At 75.7% G+C, this 8,074-nt stretch carries 6 protein-coding genes; 4 read left to right on the top strand and 2 right to left on the bottom strand.

Annotation, left to right across the window (positions count from 1 at the left end):
* The 4 genes from AB0K37_RS38400 to AB0K37_RS38385 form a co-directional block, all read left to right on the top strand.
* On the top strand, nucleotides 1-1,211 hold a 1,211-nt coding region (locus AB0K37_RS38400), incomplete at its 5' end, for a WD40 repeat domain-containing protein (protein WP_363990094.1).
* Between the two features lie 58 nt (nucleotides 1,212-1,269).
* A complete protein-coding gene (locus AB0K37_RS38395; RefSeq protein ID WP_363990092.1) occupies nucleotides 1,270-2,124 on the top strand; it encodes a tetratricopeptide repeat protein in 855 nt (284 codons plus the stop codon).
* 64 nt (nucleotides 2,125-2,188) lie between these two features.
* Complete coding sequence (locus AB0K37_RS38390; protein WP_363990090.1) at nucleotides 2,189-3,298, top strand: cystathionine gamma-lyase; 1,110 nt, start codon at nucleotides 2,189-2,191, stop codon at nucleotides 3,296-3,298.
* Nucleotides 3,299-3,348: 50 nt separating this feature from the next.
* Nucleotides 3,349-4,593, top strand: coding sequence for a hypothetical protein (locus AB0K37_RS38385; RefSeq protein WP_363990087.1), 1,245 nt, complete (start codon nucleotides 3,349-3,351; stop codon nucleotides 4,591-4,593).
* Here AB0K37_RS38385 and AB0K37_RS38380 read toward each other — a convergent pair.
* Both AB0K37_RS38380 and AB0K37_RS38375 read right to left on the bottom strand, forming a co-directional pair.
* Nucleotides 4,590-6,749 (bottom strand): DUF4132 domain-containing protein, encoded by a 2,160-nt coding sequence (locus tag AB0K37_RS38380; RefSeq protein WP_363990084.1) that lies wholly within the window; start codon nucleotides 6,747-6,749, stop codon nucleotides 4,590-4,592. The genes AB0K37_RS38385 and AB0K37_RS38380 overlap by 4 nt on opposite strands.
* A gap of 14 nt (nucleotides 6,750-6,763) precedes the next feature.
* Nucleotides 6,764-8,074 (bottom strand): DUF4132 domain-containing protein (locus AB0K37_RS38375; protein WP_363990082.1); only part of this gene is annotated, 1,311 nt, incomplete at its 5' end.

Here is an 8,074-nt window from a genome sequence, read left to right as displayed (position 1 = left end):
GGCCGCGCGCGGCGGCGGAGCTCGCGCGCGAGGCGGACACCGCGGGCCTCGCCCTTGACCGCGCCCGCGGCCGCGCCGAACGCGGCGACTGGGCCGGGGCCGCGGCGGAGATCCGCGCGGCGCGGGCCGTCCCCGGCCACGAGCGCAACCGCGAGCTGCTGGACCTGTGGCGGGAGGTCGGGCGGCACGGCCGGCCCACGGCGGTGATGGGCGCCTGGGAGGTGCGGCCCCTCCCGGACACCGAGCGCCGCGTGGTGAGCGGGAGCGTGCTGAGCTGCCGCGGCGTCCTCGCGCTGCGGTTCGGCGGCTGGTCCCTCGTCTGGCTGGTGGACGTCGAGACCGGCGAGCGTCTGCACGCCCTCCAGGTCGGCGGGACGTCCCTCGGAGCCCTGGCCTTCTCCCCCGACGGGTCCCGGCTGCTGACGGGCGCCAGTGACGGGAAGGTCCGGGTGTGGGATGTGGCGTCCGGCGCCTGCGTCCACGTGTTCGGCGGGCACCGCGCCGAGGTCAGGGCGCTGGCCGTCAGCCCGGACGGGCGCCTCGCCGCTTCCGGCGACGAGCGCGGCGTGGTCCGCGTCTGGGATCTGGCCAGGGGCCGGCGCAGGAACGTCCTCAAGGGCCACGGCGGGATCGTCTTCGACGTCGGGTTCGGGGCCGGCGGGACCCTCCTCGTGGGCGACCAGCAGCGGATCGTGACGCTGTGGGAGCTGGACGGGGAGCGCCGCCACATCCTGCCCGGCCAGACCCCCGCCGCCATGAGCGCGGACGGCCGCACCGTCGTGTCGTGCGGCCACACGGTCGGGACCCTCTGGACCGCCGACGGGACCACAGGGGAGGCCGACGGCTACGTCCCGGGCCCGTCCGAGGAGCTCGCCTCGATCGAGGTGGCCGCGGACGGGGTCGCCGCCGTCCGCGGCCCCGGGCGCGCGCTGCGGGTCTTCGACGTGCGCGGCGGGCGCCTGCTGCACCGCCTGTCCGACTCGGCCACCTGCCTCGCCCCCGCCGCCGGCGGCAGGTTCGCGGTCTCCGGAGAGGCCGACGGGACGCTGCGCGTGTGGGACCTCCCGGCGGGCCGCTGCCTGCACTCCTTCAGCGCGCACACCGCCGCGATCGAATGGGCCGGGCTCAGCGCCGATTCCCGCATCGCCGTCACGCGAACCCGGGACCAGGGAATGCGCGTCTGGGAACTCGACTGGGACTACGCACACTGAAGGGAACGGAACCATGCTCCTCGCCTGTTCGGGCTGGGCCTGCTCGCGCCTCATCTCGGTGTCGAAGGCACCGGGCGGCAACCCGGTCGCGCTGAGGGACCCCGAGGCCTTCGCGGTCGAGTTCATGATCTGCGACTTCTGCGGGAACTACTTCTGCGACCGGTGCCACGCGTCCGGCTCCCTGCTCCGCGCGCCGCGCTGCGCGTCCTGCGGAGGCAGGCTCGTCCCCGGCTCGCGGCTGGAGCGGATGAGCGGCCGCGAGCGCCCGGCCGCGGCCGCGCACCACGACCGGGGCGTGCGCCACCTGGAGTCCGGCCGCCCCGAGGACGCCGTGCGGGAACTGGACGAGGCCGTCCGCCTGCGCCCCGAGTACACCGCCGCGCACCGGGCGCGCGGCATCGCCCTCGCCGGGACGGGACGGCACGCCGAGGCCCTCGCCGCGTTCGAGCGGGCGCTCCGGCTCGACCCGTCCGACGTGGTGTCCCTCTTCGAACGGGCCGGGACGCTGCTGGCGATGGAGCGCGCCGCCGACGCCGTCGCCGCCTACGACCAGGCGATCGCCGTGCGGCCGGACTACCCCGCGCCGCAGATCAACCGGGCGATCATCCTCATGGACGCCGGCCGGGACGCCGAGGCGCTGGCCGCCGTGGACCGCGCCATCGCCCTCCTCGCCTCCGGAGGCGCCGCCGGCGCGGGCCGCTACGACCTCGCGAGCGCCCACAGCGTCAAGGGCGCGGCGCTCGTCAAGCTCGGCCGGTACGAGGAGGCCCTGCCCGTCATCGACCACGCCATCGACAACGGCCCCGACTCCTGGAACGACTACTACAACAAGTCCTACGCCCTGGAGCGCCTGGGCCGCATCGCCGAGTCGGAGACGGCCCGCGGCATAGCCGACTCCCTCCGCGAACCCTGAGCCGTTCGGCCGCCCGGATTCGCAGGTGGAACGATGGGAGGCCGGACCACAGGGAGGGGCGCGCATGGAGATCGGGGACGGGACGCTGGCCGTGGGCGCCGGGCGGCCGGAGGCGGAGAACTTCGCGCCGGGGCTGCCCGGGCCCGTGTTCGCGGCGCACTACCACCTGGCCGGGGAGGCGAGCGGGCCCTACACCTACGGGCGCGAGTCGAACCCGACGTGGACGCTGCTGGAGCGGGCGATCGGCGAGCTGGAGGGCGGCGCGGAGGCCGTCTCGTTCTCCTCGGGGATGGCGGCGGTCGCGGCCGTCCTGCTGTCGCAGGTCCGGTCCGGCGACGTCGTGGTCCTGCCCGACGACTGCTACCACACGACCCGGGCGTTGAAGGAGCGCCTGGAGTCCTACGGCGCGGTCGTCCGCATGGGACCGACCGCGGGCGACGCCCAGATCGGGCTGCTGGAGGGCGCGCGGCTGGTCTGGCTCGAAACCCCGTCCAACCCGAACCTGGACGTGTGCGACATCCGGCGGGTCTCGGAGGCGGCGCACCGAGCGGGCGCCCTCGTGGCGGTGGACAACACCCTCGCGACCCCGCTCGGGCAGCGGCCGCTCGACCTCGGGGCCGACTTCTCCGTCGCCAGCGACACCAAGGCGCTGACCGGGCACGGCGACCTGCTGCTCGGGCACGTCGCGACCCGCGACCCGGCCCTGGCGGAGGCGGTCCGTGTCTGGCGCAGGACCGTCGGCGCGATCCCCGGGCCGATGGAGGCGTGGCTGGCGCACCGGTCGCTCGCCACACTCCAGCTGAGGCTGGACCGGCAGGCGGCCAACGCGCTGGCGGTGGCCGAGGCGCTGCGGGGGCGCCCGGAGGTGTCCGGGCTCAGGTACCCGGGGCTGCCGGACGATCCGTCCCACGAGGTCGCGGCCCGGCAGATGCGCCGGTTCGGCTGCGTCGTGTCGTTCGCGCTGAGGGACGAGGCGGCCGCCGAGAGGTTCCTCGGCTCGCTGCGGCTCGTCATGCAGGCCACCAGTTTCGGCAGCGTGCACAGCTCCGCCGAGCGGCGCGCCCGCTGGGGCGGCGACGCCGTGACGCCCGGCTTCGTGCGCTTCTCGGCCGGCGTCGAGGACACCGCCGACCTCGTCGCGGACGTCCTGCGGGCGCTGGCGTCGACCGGGTAGCGCGAAAACCGGATGATCTCCGCGGTCCGCCGGGGCTAGCGTGGCCGCCCATGAGCGACGCGCGGGCACTTCTGGAAAGCGGCGACATCGCCGGACTGATCCGGCATCTGCGGTTCAACGCCGAGGCGATGGAGCTGGGCGAGATCGCGCGGCTCATGGAGGGCGCGGCGACGCTGTCGGGGTTCGACGACATGCGCGCGGCGGCCGCGGCGATGGCCGTCCGGCAGGAGCCGCAGCAGCTCTACGACTTCGGCTTCGCCTGCGTCGAGCGCGGCGTCGCCTTCCTGGCGGTCCCGGCGCTGAGGCGCGCGCTGGAGATGCTGCCCGGCGAGCCCGTCCTGCTCATGGAGCTGGTGTCGGCGCTGGAACGCGAGAACCGGCACGCCGAGGCCGTCGCGGCCCTGGAGCCGCGGGTGGACGCGCTGGACCCGTGGCCCGCCCGGTACCTGCTGGCCTACAACGCGCTGTTCTCCGGGGACCCCGACCGGGCCGCCCGCGAGGCGGCGCGGCTGCCCGCGCCGGACGAGGACTGGGTCCCGGCTCGCGACCGGCTCGCGCGGATGCTCGCCCGGGCGGGGGCCGCCGGACCGCTCGACTCCCGGGACCTGCGGGGCTGGCACTTCGCGCTGGGCGGCGGCGTCCTCGCCACGATCTCGCCGTACGGGTTCGCGGACGGCATGACGGGGCGCTACGCCTACACCTCCGACAGCTTCGCCATGTGCAGGCGGACCCTCGACCGGCTGCGGCTGGTCCTGGACGCGGCGGGACGGCGTCCCGCGTCGGTCGGCCTGCTGCCCGACCGGTCGAGCCGGATCCTGGGGCTGGCCGCGGCGCGGCTGTTCGGGCTGCCCGCCGAGCCGTTCGCGCCGGGCCGCCCCGGCGCGCTCGTGGTCGCCTACGACCTGAACGAGACGGACGCCGACGGCCTGCGGGAGCGGGCCGAGGGGCAGGTGCTGTTCGAGCACGCGTCGTGCTGGACCGACCCGCCCGTGGTGAGCGCCGACGTCGCCGGGTTCCTGCACCAGGTGGCAGTGTCGCCGTGGGGCGAGCAGCTGCGGGTCGGGTCCAGCGGCGAACCGGAGACCATGCCGCCGGACCAGCGGCCCGAGGAGGTGCTGGCCGCCGAGATCGTCGCCGCCGACCCGCTCGCCGACGACGACGGCGGCGACGGGGCGCCGCCGGACCCCGACGAGCGCCTGGCGGGCTTCGTCCGCGCGGTCGCCGGCCACTGGCTCACCGGGCCGAGGGACATGGTGCGCTCCCCCGGCCCCGTGCCGAGCAGCCGCTTCGCCTAAGACGCGGTCAGGCTCGTCAGGTCGGCCAGCGTCTCCGAGACGAGGACCGGGTCGACGCCGGCGAGCCCGTCCGGGATCGCGCGGGACGGGTCGCCGGGCGCCGCGCCGATCCAGACCCGCTCGATCTTCTGGACGGGGTTCAGGTCGACGTAGCCCACCGCGATGCCGGGGCTCAGGTCGACCACGACGGTGACGCCGGGCGCGAGCGTGCGGGAGACCCAGTGCTCGATGCCGTTGTCCTGCGGCGCGCCGCGCCTCCACGCCGTGCGGGTGAGGCCGAGGATCCTGCCGGTGGGGACGGTCGGCCCCTCGAAGCGTTCGAGCCTGCCGTTCTTCCCCTCGCCGTCGGCGAGGGCGTGGACGGGACGTCCGAGCTGCGGGAACGGCTGCAGGATCTCGTAGTCGGCGAACACCTGCGACCAGGCGGCCAGGGAGTCGCCCAGCAGCACCGGATGGGCGATCCGGACGTCCGCCGAAGCGGCGGGATCGACGGTCTCGTCGTGGAGGTCGGCGAACGTCCGGTCCTCGGCGAGCCGGAACGCCCGGTCGCCGCCCAGCCAGACCAGCCGGCGCGCGAGGTGCCACATCAGCGGGTGCTCGACGAGGAACGCGCCGAACTCGGCGCGCGTCCACGCGCGGCCCCCGACCATGTCCGACTCCAGCCGGGCCACCTCCGCGGAGGCGACCGCGCGGACGTCCTTCCTCAGCTCCGCGAACCGCCGGTAGGCGGCCGGGGCCAGCTCGGGGTCGTCCTTGGCGCCGGGTCTGGGCAGCGCCTTGCGGCGGGCCCCGCCCTCGTCCGACACCTGCGGTCTGAGCTGCTCGTCGAAGCCGACGACGAAGCGGCGCGGGCCGTAGTCGAGCGTGAGGGTCCCGTCGGCGTCCAGCCCGAAGTCGGGGACGAGCCGGTCGGCGAGCTGCCCGGCCGTCAGGCCGCGCCGCTCCGCGACCTGCGCCAGCTTGCGCTCCGCCTCGCCCCGCAGCCCCTTGTACCGGGACTTCCGCGCGATGCCGTTGAGGTGCGTCAAGGCGAGGTCGGTGCCGATGTCGACCAGCGCTTCGAGGCCCTGCACGGCGCTGCTGTACCCGCCGCTGCGTCCCGGCCACTCCTTGACCAGCGGGGCGAGCCTGCGGACGACGACGTCGTCGCCGAAGCGTCCGAGGGCCGACAGCACGAAGCCGCTGCCCTTGGGCATGCCCGCCGCCTGCCACGCCTCGAACTGCGCCCAGACGAACGCGGTCAGCGACTCCGGTTCGCAGACCCGGGCGGCGCCGTCCACGACGCCGGTCACGTCGAGCCGGGCGGCCGGGCTCACCGTCAGGGCGAGCAGCAGGTTGCGGGCCGCCTCGCCCGGCAGTTCGCCTCCGTCCCTCAGGACCGGGCGGGGAAGGGCGCCGGCGTCGAGCCACTTCGGCAGGGACGGCGCCCTGACCGGCGGTTCGACGGGCGCGGTGTCGGGAGGCGCGGCGGCGAGGAGCCGCGCGACCGCCCCGGCCGCCTCGTCCCCGTGGACGCGGGCGGCCTCCACGACGTCGCCCTCGATGATCCTCAGTGCCTTGACCGCGCCCCGGCGCGGGCCGACGCGCTTGCCCAGCGCGTCCGGCACCAGGTACGGGACGGCGGCCAGGCCGTGCCGTGCGAACCACGCGTGCGCGAGCTCCTGCGCCGACTTGAGCCGGTAGAGCCAGTCGGCGACCATCCGGGCCACGTCGGCGGACAGGAACGGCAGCACGACCGGGCCCGTCCCGTACGGGTTCTGCTTGGCCAGCCGGACCGCCACGTCCCAGGCGGCGGTCTCGAAGCGCGCCACGATCGGCTGGAGGGAATGGTCGAAGTCCCAGGTCACGTGCGGATCCCACCCGGCCAGCAGCGGCCGCGCGAGATGCTCGGGCGCCTGCGCGAGGAAGCCCGCCCGCGTGGGCTCGTAGCCCATCCGCCCGTCGCGGAACTCCTCGGCGGCCTCCTCCCACTCGCCGTCCTGCCAGGACCCGTAGGGGCGGACCGCGGCCCAGGCCTCGCGCTCGCCGGGTTCCCAGACGATCGCGCGGCCGTCCGGCGCCGCCAGGCCGGGGACGATGATCGGCTCGTCACCGGCCGGCAGGGGGGCCGGCCTGCGCGCCCACGGCGGGTCCAGCAGCGCCTTCGGCAGTTCCATGGAGGTTCTCTTTCTCAGGTGAGCGTCGCCAGGTCGGCGAGGATCTCGGACACGGTGACCGGGTCGAGGTCGGCGAAGGAGCCCGTGGCGCCGCCGCCGAGCCACCGCTGCTCGGGGCGGTCCGCCAGGCCGACCGCGTCGAGTCTCTGGTCGGGCAGGGCGTCCACGGCGCCGACGGCGATGCCGGGATCGAGGTCGATGACGATGTAGCGGCCGCCGGGCAGCCGCCGGGAGATCCAGGGTTCGATGCCCGCGTCCTGCGGCGCGCCGCGGTCCCAGCCGCGCGAGGTCAGGCCGAGCACCTTGCCGACCGGGACGGTCAGGCCCTCGAACCGTTCGAGACTGCCGCCCTCCCCCTCGCCGTCGGCGAGGACGTGGACGGCACGTCCGAGCTGCGGGAACGGCTGCAGGATCTCGTAGTCGGCGAACACCTGCGACCAGGCGGCGAGCGAGCCGCCGAGGTCGACGGGATGCGCGACCCGGACCCGCGCCGTATCGGCGGTCTCGACGGTCTCGTCGTCGACGTCGGCGAACGTGCCGTCCTCGGCGACGCGGAACGCGGTCGTCCTCGCGTCCCCCTCCTCGCCCTCGGACGCGAGCCACACCAGGCGCCGGACGAGGTGCCGGACGAGCGGGTGCCCGGCCAGCAGCTCCCGGAACTCCCGCGCGGGCCAGCGGCGCCGCGCGACCATGGCCGCCTCCAGGCGGCGGAGCTGGTCGGCGGCGACGGTCCGCACGTCCTTCTTCAGCGCCGAGAACGCCTTGAAGGCGGCCGGGGCGAGCTCGGGGTCGTCCTTCGCTCCGGGTTTGGGCAGCGCCTTGCGGCGGGCGCCGCCCTCGTCCGCGACGAAGGGCTTGAGCTGCTCGTCGAAGCCGACGACGAAGCGGCGCGGGCCGTAGTCGAGCGTGAGGGTGCCGTCGGCGTCCAGGCCGAAGTCGGGGACGAGCCGGTCGGCGAGCTGCTCCGCGGTCAGCTCCAGCCCGGCGGCGACCTCCTCGATCTTCTCCTGCGCCCTGGCCCTGAGCGCCTTGAACTTCACCCGCTGCGCGATGCCGTGCAGGTGCGTGAGCGCCACGTCGGTGCCGATGGCGGCGAGGACGTCCAGGCCGGTGACCGCCTTGGCGTGCCCGCCGTCGCCGGGCCACGCCCGGATCACCGGGGTCAGGCGGCGGACGGTCTCGTCGTCGCCGGTGAGGCCGAGCTGCGCCAGCGCCCAGCCGTCCTTGGACCGCTCCGGCGGATACCGTACGACCGCCCGGTCGACTGGGCGGAGCTCGCGTTCACCTGCGGCTACGCCGACCAGTCGCATCTGATCCGCGACTTC

This window comes from Actinomadura sp. NPDC049753, assembly GCF_040674655.1.
In the GTDB taxonomy this organism is placed as follows: domain Bacteria; phylum Actinomycetota; class Actinomycetes; order Streptosporangiales; family Streptosporangiaceae; genus Spirillospora; species Spirillospora verrucosospora.
Note: the sequence above shows the minus strand (reverse complement) of the source record. Positions and strands in the feature narration are given on the sequence as shown.

What these genes read in the sequence shown, in the direction of transcription:
- AB0K37_RS38380 (WP_363990084.1), bottom strand. Translation starts at nt 6,749, where the DNA reads ATGGAACTGCCGAAGGCGCTGCTGGACCCGCCGTGGGCGCGCAGGCCG.
- AB0K37_RS38385 (WP_363990087.1), top strand. Translation starts at nt 3,349, where the DNA reads ATGAGCGACGCGCGGGCACTTCTGGAAAGCGGCGACATCGCCGGACTG.
- AB0K37_RS38390 (WP_363990090.1), top strand. Translation starts at nt 2,189, where the DNA reads ATGGAGATCGGGGACGGGACGCTGGCCGTGGGCGCCGGGCGGCCGGAG.